Genomic DNA, 13,672 nt, shown 5'->3' on the forward strand with positions numbered 1-13,672 from the left:
ACACTGAAAAAGCGACGTTCCGGCCCCAAACAGGGCCGATGATCAGGCCACGGATTGCCCGGCGGCCGCGCTGCGGCTGGCCTCGGCCACCGCCTTGCCCGCGGCGACGCCGGACGCCCAGGCCCATTGGAAGTTGTAGCCACCCAGCCAGCCGGTCACATCGACGACCTCGCCGATGAAATAGAGCCCTGGAACCTCGCGCGCCATCATCGTCGTCGAGGACAGCGCGCGCGTATCGACGCCGCCGATTGTCACTTCAGCCTTGCGATAACCTTCGGTGCCCGACGGCACGATGCGCCAGCCATTGAGCGATGCGCCAAGCTTGCGCAGTCCCTTGTCCGTGACATCGTGCAGCGGCATGGCGGCATCGACGCCGGCGGCCGCGCACCATGAGTCGGCCAGCCGCGCCGGCAGCCGCTGCGCCAGCAGGTTGCCGAGGTGCTTGCGGCTGCCGCCCTTCTGCTCCAGCAGCCAGGCCGCGGCGTCTTCACCGTCGAACAAATCGATGGCGATCGGCGTGCCCGGCTTCCAGTAGCTGGATATCTGCAGCACCGCCGGCCCGGACAGCCCGCGGTGCGTCCACAGCAGGTCTTCCCGGAACGCGCCGGCGGTCTTGCCGTTGCCGGTGGCGACATCCACTTCCAGCGACACCCCGGCCAGCGGCGCGAACGGGGCCCAGTCCTTGCCGTCGAAGGTCAGCGGCACCAGCGCCGGCCGGGTTTCGACGATGCCCAGCCCGAACTGGCGCGCGATGCGGTAGCCGAAGTCGGTGGCGCCGATCTTGGGGATCGACAGGCCGCCGGTCGCCACCACCAGTGCGCCGGCGCGGATCGTGCCGGTGGAGGTCAGCAACACGAAGTCCTCGCCCTCGCGGCGGACTTCCGTCACTGAACAGCCGGTCTGCCAGCGTACCCGGCCGGTGTCGCATTCGGCGCGCAGCATGGCGATCACCTCTTCGGCACTGTCATTACAGAACAGCTGGCCCCGATGCTTTTCATGCCAGGCGATGCCGTGGCGGCGCATCAGGTCGAGGAAATCCTGCGGTGTGTAGCGCGCCAGCGCCGAACGGCAGAAGTGCGGATTGGACGACAGGTAGTTGGCCGGCCCGGCCTGCAGGTTGGTGAAGTTGCAGCGGCCGCCGCCGGAGATGCGAATCTTCTCGGCGAGCCTGGTGGCATGATCGACCAGCACCACGCTGGCCCCGTTCTGGCCGGCGATGGCGGCGCACATCATGCCGGCCGCGCCCGCGCCCAGCACAGCCACGTCATACCGGCCCGTCCGGGTGCCCGTCGCCCCGCTCATTGCTCGCCTCGCCAATCCATCTGTTGCCACCGCTCAAGAAAGGGCAGATTGTAGCGAAAAGCACGCCGCGCGCCGCTGTGCTACCCTGCGCGCTTCCTGCAACCTGTTGTTTCGACGGCCGTTTCGCCTGCTGCGGCGGCCTTCGGCTTCTTCCTCATGCTTGTCCTCGGCATCGAATCTTCCTGCGACGAAACCGGGCTGGCCCTCTACGACACCGAGGCCGGCCTGCTGGCGCATGCACTGCATTCGCAGATCGCCATGCACCGCGACTATGGTGGCGTGGTCCCCGAACTGGCCTCGCGCGACCATATCCGCCGCGTGCTGCCGTTGCTCGAGCAGGTGCTGGCAGATGCCGGCCGCACCCGCCAGGACATCGACGCCATCGCCTTTACCCAGGGGCCGGGCCTTGCCGGCGCGCTGCTGGTCGGCGCCTCGGTGGCCAATGCACTGGGCTTTGCGCTGAACGTGCCGATGGTCGGCGTGCACCACCTTGAGGGGCACCTGCTGTCGCCGCTGCTGACGCGCGAGCCGCCGCCGTTCCCGTTCGTGGCGCTGCTGGTGTCCGGCGGGCATACCCAGCTGATGGACGTGCGCGGCGTCGGCGACTACACGCTGCTGGGCGAGACCCTGGACGATGCCGCGGGCGAAGCCTTCGACAAGACCGCCAAGCTGCTCGGCCTGGGTTATCCCGGCGGGCCGGAGGTGTCGCGGCTGGCCGAGTTCGGCACGCCGGGCGCGTTCACGCTGCCGCGGCCGATGCTGCATTCGGGCAATCTCGATTTTTCCTTCGCAGGGCTGAAGACCGCGGTGCTGACGCAAACCCGCAAGCTGTCCAATACCTGCGAGCAGGACCGGGCCAACCTGGCGCGGGCCTTTGTCGACGCGATCGTCGATGTGCTGGCGGCCAAGTCGTTCGCGGCGCTGAAGCAGACCGCCCACAAGCGGCTGGTGGTGGCTGGCGGCGTCGGCGCCAACAGGCAGCTGCGCGAGCGGCTGGACCAGCTCGGCAAGCAACGCAGGGTCGAGGTGTTTTATCCGGACCTGGCGTTCTGCACCGATAACGGCGCGATGATCGCGTTTGCCGGCGCAATGCGGTTGCAGGCGGCGCCGGAGCTGGCGCGGCGCGAGTATGGATACGGCGTGACGCCGAGGTGGGACCTGGCGGATATCCGGCTGCCATCGGCGGCCTGACGGTTCCCTCGCCAAAGAAAAAGCCACCGCATGCGGTGGCTTTTTCCATATCGGCGACAACCGGATCAGTTCACCCGCTTGTCCCGCTCGATCACCGCATACGCGCTGTGGTTGTGGATCGACTCGAAGTTCTCCGCCTCCAGCATATAGGCCACGATGCGGTCATCCGCATTCAGCCGCATCGCGATATCGCGCACCAGGTCTTCGACGAACTTGGGGTTTTCGTACGCGCGCTCGGTGACAAACTTCTCGTCCGGACGCTTGAGCAGCCCCCACAGTTCGCACGACGCCTCTTCCTCGGCCATCCGCACCAGCGCTTCCACCGGCAGCTCTGCGGCCAGTTCCACGTCCATCGTGATGTGCGAGCGCTGGTTATGCGCGCCGTACTGCGAGATCTTCTTCGAGCACGGGCACAGGCTGGTCACCGGCACCATTGCCTTCAGGAACACGCGCGTCTGGCCGTTGCGCACTTCACCGGTCAGCGTGACCTCATAGTCCAGCAGCGACTGCACGCCCGACACGGGCGCGATCTTGCTGATGAAGTACGGGAAGGTGACCTCGATGCGGCCCGCCTCGGCTTCCAGCTTTTCCAGCATCTTGTCGAGCAGCAGGCGGAAGCTGGCCAGTTCCAGCGGCGCACGCTCTTCTTCCAGCAGCGCGACGAAGCGCGACATATGCGTGCCCTTCTGGTCCGCCGGCAGGTGCACGTCGAGGTTGAAGGTACCCACGCTCGGCACGATGCCGGTCGGGGTCTTCAGGGTCACGGGATATCGCACGCCCTTGACACCGACACGCTGGATGGGGATCTGGCGGGTGTCGAGGCTCGACTGGACGTCGGGCATCACGAAGGCGGGATTGATGTCATTCATCTACGGTTTCCTCCAGGGCTGCGCCAGCGGCGGCACAGATCCTTACGGTCGCGGCATTTTCGCAGTCCATCCATGCCGCGCAACGAGTGTGAAACCACGGGTTCCGGCACAGGGCGCGCCGACCCGCAGCTGCGAACACAAAAAAGGGGGAGTTTAAGGGAATTTGGACGCACTCGTTGCCGAGGGCCGAATCCCCTTAGCCGGCGCGGGTGATCTCAGCCACCCGCGCGGTAATACCGGCAGCGGTCAGGCCACGCGCGAAGCGACAGTGACCTTGGGCTGGTCCAGGCCGAAGCGCTGCCGCACCGAACGCTCGATGCCGGCCGCGTCCAGCCCGCACTGCTGCAGCAGGTAGGCCGGGTCGCCATGGTCGACGAAGCGGTCTGGCAGGCCCAGCACCAGCACCGGGATGTCGATGCCGGCTTCGGCCAGCGCTTCGAGCACGGCGCTGCCTGCGCCGCCCATCACGCTGCCTTCTTCCACAGTGACCAGGAAATCGTTCTCGGCGGCCAGGCGCTTGACCAGTTCCACGTCGAGCGGCTTGACGAAGCGCATGTCGGCGACGGTCGCATCCAGCGCCTCGGCGGCGCCCAGGGCCGGATGCAGCATCGAACCGAAGGCCAGGAAGCCGACACGCTGGCCGGCGCGCGCGTCGCCTTCGCGGCGCACCACGCCCTTGCCGACCGGCACGCCGGCCAGTTCGGCGGCAATCGCCGCGCCCGGGCCGGAGCCGCGCGGATAGCGCACCGCGGTCGGGCAATCCTGGTGGATCGCCGTGGTCAGCAACTGGCGGCACTCGTTTTCGTCCGACGGCGTCATCACCATCATGTTGGGGATGCAGCGCAGGTAGGCGATATCGTAGGCACCCGCATGGGTGGCGCCGTCGGCGCCGACCAGGCCGGCGCGGTCCAGCGCGAACACCACCGGCAGGTTCTGCAGCGCCACGTCGTGGATCAGCTGGTCATAGCCGCGCTGCAGGAAGGTGGAGTAGATCGCCACCACCGGCTTCAGGCCCTCGCAGGCCAGGCCGCCGGCGAAGGTCACAGCGTGCTGCTCGGCGATGCCGACGTCGTAGTAGCGGTCCGGGAAGCGTTTCTCGAATTCGACCATGCCCGAGCCTTCGCGCATTGCCGGGGTGATGCCGACCAGGCGCTTGTCGGCGGCGGCCATGTCGCACAGCCAGTCGCCGAACACCTGCGTGTAGGTCTTGCGCGCCGGCTTGGCGGCCGGGCGGATGCCCTCGGCCGGGTTGAACTTGCCCGGGCCGTGGTACAGGATCGGGTCGGCCTCGGCCAGCTTGTAGCCCTGGCCCTTCTTGGTCACGACGTGCAGGAACTGCGGGCCGGCGCCTTCCAGCGCGCGCTCGCGGATGTTCTGCAGCGTCGGCACCAGCGAGTTCAGGTCGTGGCCGTCGATCGGGCCGATGTAGTTGAAGCCGAATTCCTCGAACAGCGTCGCCGGCACCATCATGCCCTTGGCGTGTTCCTCGAAGCGCTTGGCGAATTCCAGCACCGGCGGCGCCACCGACAGCACGCGCTCGATGCCCTTCTTGGTGGCGGCGTAGAACTGGCCGCTCAGCAGCCGGGCCAGATGGCGGTTGAGCGCGCCCACCGGCGGCGAGATCGACATGTCGTTGTCGTTGAGCACCACCACCAGCGGCAGGTCCTTGTACACGCCGGCGTTGTTCAGCGCCTCGAAGGCCATGCCCGCGGTCATGGCGCCGTCGCCGATCACCGCCACCGAGACGCGTTTTTCGCCCAGCGTGCGCGCGCCCAGCGCCATGCCCAGCGCCGCCGAGATCGACGTCGACGAATGCGCGGTGCCGAAGGTGTCGTACTCGCTCTCGCTGCGGCGCGGGAAGCCCGAGATGCCGCCCCACTGGCGCAGCGTGCCCATGCGCTCGCGGCGCCCGGTCAGGATCTTGTGCGGATAGCTCTGGTGGCCCACGTCCCACACCAGCCGGTCATCGGGAGTGTTGAAGACGTAGTGCAGCGCGATGGTCAGCTCGACCGTGCCGAGGTTCGAAGACAGGTGGCCGCCGGTCTGCGAGACCGACTCCAGCACATAGGCGCGCAGTTCATCCGCGAGCGTCTGGAGCTCGCGCCGGTCGAGCTTGCGCAGGTCTGCGGGGGCGTCAATCTTCTTGAGGAGTGCGTAGGTCATGATTTCCGTTCGGCCGCCGGTTTCTTTCGTCCGGCTCGTCATTTCAGTGTGTGCGCAGCACGATCAGGTCCGCCAGGTCGGCCAGGCGGGCCGCGCGGCTGCCGAAGCCGGCCAGCGCCGCATGCGCCTCGGTGCGCAACGCCCCGGCCAGGTCGCGCGCCGCCGCCAGCCCCATCAGCGACACGTAGGTCGGCTTGTCGCGCGCGGCGTCCTTGCCGGCGGTCTTGCCCAGCGTGGCAGTATCCGCGGTGACGTCCAGAATATCGTCAACCACCTGGAACGCCAATCCCACCGCCGCCGCATACTTGTCCAGCTCGGCCAGCCCGCTGGCGTCGATTTCGCCACACAGCGCGCCCATGCGCACACTGGCGCGCAGCAGCGCACCTGTCTTCATCCGGTGCATGGCCTCGAGCGCGTCGCGCGTCATCGCGCGGCCCACGTTCTGCAGGTCGATCGCCTGGCCGCCGGCCATGCCGGTCGAGCCCGATGCCTGCGCCAGCTCCGCCACCAGCTTCAGCCGTGCGGCGGGCGCGACGGCCTCGGCGCCGGCCAGCACGATGAAGGCCTGGGTCTGCAGCGCGTCGCCCACCAGCAGCGCGGTGGCCTCGTCGTACGCCTTGTGTACGGTGGGCCGGCCGCGGCGCAGGTCATCGTCGTCCATGCACGGCATGTCGTCGTGGACCAGCGAGTAGGCGTGGATCATCTCCACCGCGCAGGCCGCGGCATCGCAGGCGGCCGGGTCGGCCCCGCTGACCTCGCCGGCAGCGTGCACCAGCAGCGGCCGCACGCGCTTGCCGCCGCTTAGTGCAGCATAGCGCATGGCTTCGTGCAGCGTATGTGGCACGGTGTTGGCATCGGGCAACGCCGCCTGTAGCGCGGCTTCGGTACGGGCGCCCTGCGCCTGCATCCACTGGGCGAAATCGGTCATGCCTCGTCCGCCTCCTGCACGCCTTGGATCCCGTTGCCGCCGTTGCCTTCGCCGGCGAGCGGCTTCAGTACCTCGCCTTCCAGCACCCTGACCTGCTGCTCGACGCGCTCCAGCTTCTGCTGGCAGTAGCGCACCAGCTCGGCGCCGCGGCGGTAGGCCGCCAGCGAGGCCTCGAGCGGGAGTTCGCCGCTCTCCATGCTGGCCACCAGGGTCTCGAGCTCGGCCATCGCCGCTTCATAGGAAGCGGGCGGCGCGGAGGCCGTGGTGGTGTCTTCGGTCTGGACCGCAGCGGTCGTCGTCTTTGGCATGTAGGGCCCTGAGAATATGGCGCCGGGGGCAAAACCCGGATGGGGAAGCCCGGATTTTACGCCAAAGCAGGCGCTTGCCCCATCCTCGAGCATGCGCGAGTGGACAGCAATGGCGTGGCAACGGAGTGCAGTCGGGGCATATGTGACTTGTGCGCTCGGGTCGTCTTTCCGAATGCGGCCGGTACGGCACCCCGATGACGACCCGGGTCGACTTTTTCGCTAAAAAGGCAAAAAAATCAGTCCCTTAACTTTTCGGGTCGGGTACAATCCCCCGTTCGCCGCAGGGGTCCCGATGGAATGCTTCCACCCCGCGGCCGTGTTTCCCAAATCGATTCCATTTTCGATGGTTGGGTTGTTCACTGCTTTCACCTGTTCATCTGGGAGTGGGGATAATGTCCAATCTCAGCACCGCGCTTAAGCTGGCGCCGGCTGATACGCAACTGCCCGTTGGCGTCTACTTCGACGAAACGCTGCATCAACAAGAACTGGAACTGCTGTTCAGGCAAGGTCCGGGTTACGTCGGCCACGAACTGATGGTCCCCGAGGTCGGCGACTACCACACGCTCAAGGCCGAGGACGAGGGCCGCATGCTGGTGCGCAATGCCGCCGGCGTGGAACTGATGTCCAACGTGTGCCGCCACCGCCAGGCCATCATGCTCAACGGCCGCGGCAACAAGCAAAACATCGTCTGCCCCCTGCACCGCTGGACCTACGACCTGAAGGGCGAACTGCTCGGCGCGCCGCATTTCGACCAGCAGCCGTGCCTGCACCTGAAGCGCTCGCCGCTGCAGAACTGGAACGGGCTGCTGTTCGACGGCAAGCGCGACGTGCGTGCCGACCTGGCCAGATTGGGTGTGGCGCAGGACCTGAACTTCGACGGCTACATGCTCGACCACGTCGAGGTGCACGAATGTGACTACAACTGGAAGACCTTTATCGAGGTCTATCTGGAGGATTATCACGTCGTGCCGTTCCATCCCGGGCTCGGCAGCTTTGTCTCCTGCGACGACCTGAAATGGGAGTTCGGCGAATGGCACAGCGTGCAGACCGTGGGCCTGCATGCGGGCCTGAAGCGCCCGGGCAGCCCGACGTACCAGAAATGGCACGACGCGGTGCTGCGCTTCAACAACGGCGTGCTGCCCAAGCACGGCGCGATCTGGCTGACCTACTATCCCAACATCATGGTGGAGTGGTACCCGAACGTGCTGGTGATCTCGACGCTGCACCCGCTGGGTCCGCGCAAGACCCGTAACGTGGTGGAGTTCTACTACCCCGAGGAAATCGCGCTGTTCGAGCGCGAGTTCGTCGAGGCCGAGCGCGCCGCCTATATGGAAACCTGCATCGAGGACGACGAGATCGCCGAGCGCATGGACGCCGGCCGCCTGGCACTGCTGAAGCGCGGCACCAGCGAGGTCGGCCCCTACCAGTCGCCGATGGAAGATGGCATGCAGCACTTCCACGAGTGGTATCGCCGCGCCATGTCTTACCAGGGCTAGTGCGATAACCGCACGGCTTGCGCCATCACGGACCGCCGAGGCGGTCCGTTTTGCTTTGGGGCGCGATGTGCGCTGATAGAATCATTGCTCCGCAATGCCGGGCCGGCCGTCGCCGCCCGCGCTTTCGCAAGACCCTCGGCAAGACCCTCGCAACACCACGCCACACCTCGCTCTCCGCGCCCCCGCTCATGCAATCGCTCTGGATGCTGTTCGCCGCCTTCTCGTTCTCGTTGATGGGGGTGGGCGTCAAGCTGGCATCCGACCTGTACACCACCGGCGAGATCGTGTTTTACCGCGGCCTGATCAGCGTGGTCATCATGTGGGCGCTGCTGTCGTCGCGCGGCGTGCCGGTGCGCACGCCGTACATGCTGTCGCATATCAAGCGCAGCGTCTTCGGCGTTACCGCGCTGATGCTGTGGTTCACCTCGATCACGCTGCTGCCGCTGGCGACCGCGATGACGCTGAACTACATGTCGCCGGTATGGATCGCGCTGATCCTCGGCGCCAGCGCCGCCCTGGCCGGCACTGCCGGCAATGCCGACCGGCGCCTGGTGCTGGCGATCCTGCTGTCCTTTGCAGGCGTGATCTGCCTGCTGCAGCCGTCGGTTGGCAAGGATCAGCTCACCGGCGGCCTGGTCGGCCTGATCTCCGGCGTCTTCACCGCGCTGGCCTATGTCGAGGTGCGCCAGCTCGGCCAGCTGGGCGAGCCCGAGGGCCGCATCGTGTTCTATTTCTCGCTGGTCGGCATGATCGCCGGCCTGGCCTGGATGCTGATCAGCGGCGTCAGCCCGCATACCTGGTATGGCGTCGGCCTGCTGCTGGCCATCGGCATCCTGGCGACGCTGGGCCAGACCGCGATGACGCGTGCCTACAAGCGCGGCAACACCCTGCTGACCGCCAACCTGCAATATGCCGGCATCGTCTTTTCCAGTGTCTGGGGCATGCTGATCTGGTCCGACAGGCTCAACTGGCTGTCGTGGCTGGGCATGGGGCTGATCATCGCCAGCGGCATCGCCACCACGCTGATGCGCGCCCGCCAGGGCACCGACGCCAAGCCGACGCCGGCCACGCCGGTCAAGTCGCCCGAGGCGGAGGTGCATCCCGAGGTGTAGCATCCCGAGGTGCACTATCGATTAAGCTGTCCTTCTTCGCTCGCTACAGGATTCCCATGCAGAAACCGCTGATTTCCGTCACCGCACTGCAGGCGCTGCTGGCCGGCAACGGCCGCTGCGTCTTGATCGACTGCAGCTTCGACCTGGCCAACCCCGCCGCCGGCCGCGAGGCGTACCACGCCGGCCACCTGCCTGCCGCGTTCTACCTGCACCTGGACAACGAACTGTCGGGCCGCAAGACCGGCAGCAACGGCCGCCACCCCTTGCCCGACGCCGACGACTTCGTAGCGCGGCTGCAGGCGCTGGGCGTGGAAGACGACACCCCCGTGGTGGCCTACGACGCGCAGGGCGGCATGTTCGCCGCGCGCCTGTGGTGGCTGGTGCGTCGGATCGGCCATGGCGAGGTTGCGGTGCTGGACGGCGGCAAGGACGCCTGGATCAAGGCGGGCATGCCGCTGGAGCATGAGGCCACCCCGGAGCCTGAGTTTCCCGGCAAGATTTCGCGCCGCGAATCGCTGGTGCCGACGGTGGACGCAGCCGCCCTGCTCGACAACCTCGACCGCGCCGCGCTGCTGGTGGTCGACGCACGCGCGCCCGACCGCTTCCGCGGCGAGAACGAGACGCTGGATCCGGTCGGCGGCCATATCCCCGGGGCGGTCAACCGCTTCTTCAAGGACAACCTCGACGCCGAAGGCCGTTTCAAGTCCCCGGAAACGCTGCGTGCGGAGTTCGGCGCGGTGCTGGGGCAGCGCGCGCCCGCGCAGGCGGTGATGCAATGCGGTTCCGGTGTCACGGCCTGCCACAACCTGCTGGCGCTGGAAGCGGCCGGCCTGGGCGGCGCGGCGCTCTATCCGGGCTCGTGGAGCGAATGGTGCGCCGACCGGGCGCGTCCGGTGGCGACCGGCGCCGCCTGAGGATCCGGCTTGGTGCGGCCTAGTGCGAAGTTGCCACCGGCGCGGCGCTGCCGTGCCCGTGGCCGTGCCGCTCGTGCACGCCGTTGGTGATATAGACGATCGCCGAAATCCCCGCCGCCACCAGCACCACCTGGATCGCCGACTCGCGCCAGCGCGGCTTGCGCTGCATCTGCGGCATCAGGTCGCTGACGGCGATATAGAGGAAGCTGCTGGCCGCAATCACCAGCACGTACGGGATCCAGCCGCTCATCTCGTCGAGCAGGAAGTACCCGACCAGGCCGCCGGCGATGGCCGCCACGCTCGACAGCAGATTAAAGGCGAAGGCGCGCGCCTTGGAGAACCCCGCGTTGAGCAGCACGATGAAGTCGCCCACTTCCTGCGGGATTTCGTGCGCGGCAATGGCCAGCGCGGTGACCACGCCGATATGCGGGTCGGCCAGGAACGCCGCCGCGATCACGATGCCGTCTGCAAAGTTATGGAAGGTGTCACCCACCAGGATGGTCAGGCCGCTGCGTCCCGCTTCTTCGCGGTCATGGCCGTGGTGGTGGTGGTGCCCGTCGCCCTCGTGGTGGTGCGAGTGGCGCAGCAGCGAGATCTTCTCGAGCAGGAAGAAGCCCAGCAGCCCCGCCAGCAGCGTGCCGAACAGCGCGCGCGGGTCGGCGCCGGACTCGAACGCCTCCGGCAGCGAATGCAGCAGCGCGGTGGCGAGCAGCACGCCCACCGAAAAGCTCACCATGCGCTCGACCACGCGGGACGCCACCGTCAGCGACAGCAGCGCCGCCCCGAAGATGCTGCCCACGCCCGAAATCGTGGCGGCGAGCAGGATGTACAAAAGGGTCGAATGGATGATGGGCTCCCAGGTGGCGACGCTGCCGGCCTTTCAGCCATCCCGTTAAGGACGTCAGGCAGCTCCGCCGTTCCGCCCGCATTGCGTCGGACGGCTAACGCAACAATGTTGCAATAACTCAAAGGCCGCATTGTACGTATCCGCCGGGACTTTGCAATCCTGCTGTCGGCCGGGCCACCCGGAAAGGATCACGCCACGCCGTGCTGCTTGAACCAGGCCAGGCACTTTTGCCAGCCGTCCTTGGCATCCGCCTCGCGGTAGCTGGGCCGGTAGTCGGCATGGAAGGCGTGGCCGGACTCCGGGTAGACATTGAAGCGCGAAGCCTTGGCGGCCGGGTCGGGCGAAGCCGCCAGCGCCGCCTTCATCTTCTCCACATGCTCCAGCGGGATGCCGGTGTCCTTGCCGCCGTAGAGGCCGAGCACCGGGGCCTGCAGCTGGCCGACCAGGTCGATCGGGTTTTTTGGCTTCAGCGGCGTCGGCTCCGGCGACAGCTGGCCGTACCAGGCCACGGCGGCCTTGAGCTGCCGGCTGTGCGCGGCAAACAGCCAGGCGATGCGGCCGCCCCAGCAAAAGCCGGTGATGCCGAGCCGCGAGACGTCGCCACCGTTGGCGCGGGCCCACGCCACCGCGGCGTCGAGGTCGCCCATGACCTGGGCGTCCGAGACCTTGGCGATCACCTCGCGCTGCAACTCCTGGATGGAACCGAAGCTCTGCGGGTCGCCCTGGCGCGCGAACAGCTCGGGCGCGATCGCCAGGTAGCCGAGCTTGGCGAAGCGCCGGCAGGTATCGGCGATGTATTCATGCACGCCGAAGATTTCGCTGACGACCAGCACCACCGGCAGGTTCTTCTTGCCTTCCGGCTGGGCCCGGTAGACGGGCATGCTGAAGCCGCCGGACGGAATCGTGACTTCACCGGCGGTCAGGCCGGCGAAATCGGTCTTGATGGCTTGCTGGGCCATCACCGGCAAGGCAGCCGCGGCAAAGGCGGAACCGAGCGCGGTCTTGACGAAGCCGCGGCGGTCGAACGTCTGGCCGGGGACGAGGCTTTCCACTTCAGGTTTGAGCATGCGTGTCTCCAGGAACATGGGTGGCTGGCGCGCCAAAAATCGCCAGCCACCGATTCTAAGCAGACATGACGCTTCGTGCGCATGCTTGCACGACGTTCCCTCGGTACAACCTTGCTGCAGCCTCAGTGCAGTTTGACCCGCGGGCTGGTCTTGCTGCGCAGCCAGTGCGACACGGTGTCCAGCGCCATGCCGACCGCGCCGTGCAGCGCCATCACGTGCATCCGGTACAGCGAGGTGTACATGACGCGCGCCATCAGCCCCTCGATAAACATCGAGCCGCCGATCAGCCCGCCCATCAGGCTGCCCACCGCACTGAAGTGCCCCAGCGATACCAGCGAACCGAAGTCCTTGAAAGCGAATGACGGCAGCGGCTTGCTTTCGAGCCGCGCGCACAGCGCCTGGTAGAGGAAGGTAGCCTGCTGGTGCGCCGCCTGCGCGCGCGGCGGCACCGCGGTCTGCTTCTCCGGCCACGGGCAGCTGGCGCAGTCGCCGAAGGCGAAGATGTCGGGATCGCCCTCGCTCTGCAGCGTCGGCCCAACCACGACCTGGCCCTGGCGGCTGGTCGGCAGCCCCAGCGTGGCCAGCACCGGCGGCGCGGTAATGCCTGCGGCCCATACCGTCAGGTCGGCATCGATGGTCTTGCCGCTGGCGGTCAGCACGGACTGGGGCGTGACCTCGGTGACGCGCTCGCTGGTAAAGACATCGACATCGAGCTTCTTCAGCAGCTTGGCGGTCTCGGCGGAGACGCGCTCCGACAGCGCCGGCAGGATGCGCGGGCCGGCCTCGATGACGTGGATGCGCACGTCGCGGCGCGGGTCGAGGCGGTGCAGGCCATAGGCGCTGAGTACATGCGCGGTGTTGCGCAGCTCGGCCGACAGTTCGACTCCGGTGGCGCCGGCACCGATGATGGCCACGTCCACGCGCGGGCGGCCGTCCTCGCCCATCCGCCCGCGCCCGTTCTGCGCGCGCACGCAGGCGGCGATCAGGCGCTTGCGGAAGCGTTCCGCCTGCGCCACGGTATCGAGCGCGATGGCGTGTTCGGCGGCGCCCGGCACGCCGAAGAAATGGGTGACGCAGCCGATTGCCAGCACCAGCGTGTCATACGGCAATTCGCGCGCGGGCAGCAGCTCGGCGCCGTCCTGGTCGTGGCAGGCGGACACCGCGATGGTCTTGCGCGCGCGGTCGATGCCGGTCAGCTCGCCCTGCTGGAATTCGAAATGGTGCCAGCGCGCCTGCGCCGCGTACTCGAGCTGGTGCGTGTTGGGATCCATGCTGCCGGCGGCAACTTCATGCAGCAGCGGTTTCCAGATGTGGGTGGGCAGGCGGTCCACCAGGACCACCTGCGCCGTTCCCTTTTTGCCAAGCTTGTCGCCAAGCCTGGTTACCAGTTCCAGCCCTCCTGCCCCGCCGCCGACGACAACGATGCGGTGCGCCTTTGCTTCTGTCATGGTCTACCCGATGCGTATTGTGAAATC

Annotated in this window: 12 protein-coding genes; 4 read left to right on the forward strand and 8 right to left on the reverse strand. The window is 67.4% G+C overall.

Annotation, left to right across the window (positions count from 1 at the left end; translation table 11 throughout):
• Positions 1 to 42 precede the first annotated feature (42 nt).
• Positions 43 to 1,302 carry an NAD(P)/FAD-dependent oxidoreductase gene (locus VSR71_RS02120; protein ID WP_342912286.1) on the reverse strand — a complete coding sequence of 420 codons (1,260 nt, stop codon included), beginning with the start codon at positions 1,300 to 1,302 and terminating at the stop codon, positions 43 to 45.
• A 156-nt stretch (positions 1,303 to 1,458) separates the two neighbouring features.
• On the opposite strand from VSR71_RS02120, the gene tsaD reads away from it, so the two are divergent.
• The gene (gene tsaD, locus VSR71_RS02125) at positions 1,459 to 2,493 is read left to right on the forward strand and encodes a tRNA (adenosine(37)-N6)-threonylcarbamoyltransferase complex transferase subunit TsaD (RefSeq protein WP_342912287.1); all 1,035 of its coding nucleotides are present in this window, start codon (positions 1,459 to 1,461) and stop codon (positions 2,491 to 2,493) included.
• A 65-nt stretch (positions 2,494 to 2,558) separates the two neighbouring features.
• Here tsaD and folE2 read toward each other — a convergent pair whose 3' ends face one another.
• The 4 genes from folE2 to VSR71_RS02145 form a co-directional block, all read right to left on the reverse strand.
• Positions 2,559 to 3,362: a GTP cyclohydrolase FolE2 gene (gene folE2, locus VSR71_RS02130; RefSeq protein WP_342912288.1), complete on the reverse strand. Its 804-nt coding sequence runs from the start codon at positions 3,360 to 3,362 to the stop codon at positions 2,559 to 2,561.
• A 246-nt stretch (positions 3,363 to 3,608) separates the two neighbouring features.
• A complete protein-coding gene (dxs, locus tag VSR71_RS02135; protein ID WP_342912289.1) occupies positions 3,609 to 5,525 on the reverse strand; it encodes a 1-deoxy-D-xylulose-5-phosphate synthase in 1,917 nt (638 codons plus the stop codon).
• Positions 5,526 to 5,568: 43 nt separating this feature from the next.
• The gene (locus tag VSR71_RS02140; RefSeq protein ID WP_342912290.1) at positions 5,569 to 6,453 is read right to left on the reverse strand and encodes a farnesyl diphosphate synthase; all 885 of its coding nucleotides are present in this window, start codon (positions 6,451 to 6,453) and stop codon (positions 5,569 to 5,571) included.
• On the reverse strand, positions 6,450 to 6,761 hold the full coding sequence (locus tag VSR71_RS02145) for an exodeoxyribonuclease VII small subunit (RefSeq protein ID WP_342912291.1): 312 nt from the start codon (positions 6,759 to 6,761) through the stop codon (positions 6,450 to 6,452). The genes VSR71_RS02140 and VSR71_RS02145 overlap by 4 nt, the downstream gene beginning before the upstream one ends.
• Before the next feature lie 392 nt (positions 6,762 to 7,153).
• On the opposite strand from VSR71_RS02145, the gene VSR71_RS02150 reads away from it, so the two are divergent.
• The 3 genes from VSR71_RS02150 to VSR71_RS02160 all read left to right on the forward strand — a co-directional run bounded on the left by VSR71_RS02150 (position 7,154) and on the right by VSR71_RS02160 (position 10,283).
• Positions 7,154 to 8,257 carry an aromatic ring-hydroxylating dioxygenase subunit alpha gene (locus VSR71_RS02150; protein ID WP_342912292.1) on the forward strand — a complete coding sequence of 368 codons (1,104 nt, stop codon included), beginning with the start codon at positions 7,154 to 7,156 and terminating at the stop codon, positions 8,255 to 8,257.
• Between the two features lie 188 nt (positions 8,258 to 8,445).
• Positions 8,446 to 9,369, forward strand: a complete 924-nt coding sequence (locus VSR71_RS02155; protein WP_342912293.1) for a DMT family transporter — start codon at positions 8,446 to 8,448, stop codon at positions 9,367 to 9,369.
• A 56-nt stretch (positions 9,370 to 9,425) separates the two neighbouring features.
• Positions 9,426 to 10,283, forward strand: a complete 858-nt coding sequence (locus VSR71_RS02160; protein WP_342912294.1) for a sulfurtransferase — start codon at positions 9,426 to 9,428, stop codon at positions 10,281 to 10,283.
• 19 nt (positions 10,284 to 10,302) lie between these two features.
• On the opposite strand, the gene VSR71_RS02165 is transcribed toward VSR71_RS02160, so the two are convergent.
• The 3 genes from VSR71_RS02165 to VSR71_RS02175 all read right to left on the reverse strand — a co-directional run bounded on the left by VSR71_RS02165 (position 10,303) and on the right by VSR71_RS02175 (position 13,645).
• Positions 10,303 to 11,115 carry a ZIP family metal transporter gene (locus VSR71_RS02165; protein WP_342912295.1) on the reverse strand — a complete coding sequence of 271 codons (813 nt, stop codon included), beginning with the start codon at positions 11,113 to 11,115 and terminating at the stop codon, positions 10,303 to 10,305.
• A 203-nt stretch (positions 11,116 to 11,318) separates the two neighbouring features.
• Positions 11,319 to 12,197 carry a dienelactone hydrolase family protein gene (locus VSR71_RS02170; RefSeq protein WP_342912296.1) on the reverse strand — a complete coding sequence of 293 codons (879 nt, stop codon included), beginning with the start codon at positions 12,195 to 12,197 and terminating at the stop codon, positions 11,319 to 11,321.
• Positions 12,198 to 12,319: 122 nt separating this feature from the next.
• Entirely contained in the window at positions 12,320 to 13,645 is a 1,326-nt protein-coding gene (locus tag VSR71_RS02175; RefSeq protein WP_342912297.1) for an NAD(P)/FAD-dependent oxidoreductase, read from the reverse strand.
• Positions 13,646 to 13,672 lie beyond the last annotated feature (27 nt).

The sequence above is a fragment of the Cupriavidus oxalaticus genome (assembly GCF_038900635.1).
GTDB lineage: Bacteria > Pseudomonadota > Gammaproteobacteria > Burkholderiales > Burkholderiaceae > Cupriavidus > Cupriavidus oxalaticus_B.

Coding starts and splice junctions, on each gene's coding strand:
- VSR71_RS02120 (WP_342912286.1), bottom strand. CDS start 1,302: ATGAGCGGGGCGACGGGCACCCGGACGGGCCGGTATGACGTGGCTGTG.
- tsaD (WP_342912287.1), top strand. CDS start 1,459: ATGCTTGTCCTCGGCATCGAATCTTCCTGCGACGAAACCGGGCTGGCC.
- folE2 (WP_342912288.1), bottom strand. CDS start 3,362: ATGAATGACATCAATCCCGCCTTCGTGATGCCCGACGTCCAGTCGAGC.
- dxs (WP_342912289.1), bottom strand. CDS start 5,525: ATGACCTACGCACTCCTCAAGAAGATTGACGCCCCCGCAGACCTGCGC.
- VSR71_RS02140 (WP_342912290.1), bottom strand. CDS start 6,453: ATGACCGATTTCGCCCAGTGGATGCAGGCGCAGGGCGCCCGTACCGAA.
- VSR71_RS02145 (WP_342912291.1), bottom strand. CDS start 6,761: ATGCCAAAGACGACGACCGCTGCGGTCCAGACCGAAGACACCACCACG.
- VSR71_RS02150 (WP_342912292.1), top strand. CDS start 7,154: ATGTCCAATCTCAGCACCGCGCTTAAGCTGGCGCCGGCTGATACGCAA.
- VSR71_RS02155 (WP_342912293.1), top strand. CDS start 8,446: ATGCAATCGCTCTGGATGCTGTTCGCCGCCTTCTCGTTCTCGTTGATG.
- VSR71_RS02160 (WP_342912294.1), top strand. CDS start 9,426: ATGCAGAAACCGCTGATTTCCGTCACCGCACTGCAGGCGCTGCTGGCC.
- VSR71_RS02170 (WP_342912296.1), bottom strand. CDS start 12,197: ATGCTCAAACCTGAAGTGGAAAGCCTCGTCCCCGGCCAGACGTTCGAC.
- VSR71_RS02175 (WP_342912297.1), bottom strand. CDS start 13,645: ATGACAGAAGCAAAGGCGCACCGCATCGTTGTCGTCGGCGGCGGGGCA.